This window comes from Flavobacterium macacae (assembly GCF_003865365.1).
GTDB classification, from domain to species: Bacteria; Bacteroidota; Bacteroidia; order Flavobacteriales; family Flavobacteriaceae; genus Flavobacterium; species Flavobacterium macacae.
In genome coordinates this window covers 1-1646 of the sequence record NZ_RQVR01000049.1, presented here as the reverse complement: position 1 = coordinate 1646, position 1646 = coordinate 1, and the positions used below count along the sequence as shown (strand labels likewise).

Below are 1646 nucleotides of genomic sequence, written 5' to 3'. Positions count from 1 at the left end.
TTGTATTTTCGGATTTTTATCAAAGCTTACAGCGTGTGTCCTGCTCATGCAGGGCACACACAGGCGTTTGGCTCAATGGCGGGTGACGTGGTTAATTGAACATTCTACCTCGCACCAACTTTTGTGGTGTATTGACAGTTTTGTGCTCCGAAATCCGCCACTGCGCCAAGCGCCAAAACGTTATAAGCTATGCCAACGCAGACTCAAGAAACTAACCCAATATATTGAAATGATCAGAATTGAAAAATATAATGAGTCAAAAGCGATCAAGGGAATTATCTACGCCTGTATATCTTTGGTTATATTGTTTGCCGGTGCAACTTTCGCTCAATATTATTCAACAAAACTCAATCTAACTAATCCTTTAATTCCAGAAGATTTAGTTCAAATGTCTTTAAAGCCGTATCTGATTAAAGGAATTATATTAGTGAGCGGCCTTGTAGGAGTTTTTGCTTTAACTTTTTATAAAAGAAATATACTTGCCTTAGTATTGGCAATTATTTTAATCGTATACTATCTTTTTTCAAATCATTATATTGGCGTTGGCATACACGAATTTAGTAAAAGGCACAGCTTATAACACACGCTAAGAGCAGTCACTGATTTTCAGGTAAATTGGAGCTCTCTTTTACGAAGAATAATTATCTTGCCGAAAGTACTCAGGTCCGCTTTGGCCGCGACTGCGCCTAGCGCGAGACCGTTATAAGCCATTTATGCCGAACGAAATAAAAACAACTTATGAAATCAATTTTTATCATATTAATTTCTTTGACAATTTTTTCTTGCAAAAATTCAAATCCAATACCAACGGAAGATGAAAGTCATATGGAATTGCACAAAGAAATGGATAAAGTTGACGCAGAATATGTAAAATTCGAAAAGCAATTGATAAATTTATATACATATTCTGAAAAGAATCCTGAAAAAACAATTTTGAAAATTGATAGTTTATTACTTGTATATAAGAGTGAAAAAGATAATTATAAATCCCAAATTAAATCAAGTGTTGAAAAACAATTACACTATTTTAAAGCAGAATTGTATTATAAACTTGAGAGGTATTCTGAATCCATTAAAGAGTTAGAGTTTGATGATCACATTTATGGAGATGAAGCTGCTGGCTTAGCAGCAAATTACATAAAGCTAAAAGATAATGAAAAAGCAAAATTATATATTGACAAAATTGGTGGAAAAGGTTTTTATATATATGATTATGCTCTTGGAAACTATTATGAAAGTATTGGAGAAAAAATACAAGCGCTAAAAGTATACGATTCAATAAAACAAGACAAGCGTATAAAACATTATGCTTATTATAAATTAGCTGTAAATCGACTTGCAGAACTTGAAAAAAGCAATCCAAAACTTCTCAATGAAATTTATTTTCCGCCTGGAAATCCAAGTTTCGAAATTTGTGATTCTGACAATGAAAACAGAAATAAAATTTTTGACTTGATAGATAAACTTCCAGAGAATAAAAATCGTACTGAAATAAGAATTGTAGAATCACCACAAGAAAATGATAAAAACTATTATTGGGTGAGAGTAAAAACTGAAAGTAATAAAACATTTAATTATTATATTTATTGGAAAAAACGGTCAAATTGACCACCCAATTCCAGTTCAAATTGACCACCTGTTTCGGT

At 32.1% G+C, this 1646-nt stretch carries 2 protein-coding genes; both read left to right on the top strand.

The features are described 5' to 3' along the window. On the top strand, positions 1–580 hold a 580-nt coding region (locus tag EG849_RS15680; protein ID WP_158611967.1), incomplete at its 5' end, for a hypothetical protein. Between the two features lie 158 nt (positions 581–738). Then, positions 739–1608, top strand: coding sequence for a hypothetical protein (locus EG849_RS15440; RefSeq protein WP_125014326.1), 870 nt, complete (start codon positions 739–741; stop codon positions 1606–1608). Positions 1609–1646: the final 38 nt, after the last annotated feature.

Coding starts and splice junctions, on each gene's coding strand:
- EG849_RS15440 (WP_125014326.1), top strand. CDS start 739: ATGAAATCAATTTTTATCATATTAATTTCTTTGACAATTTTTTCTTGC.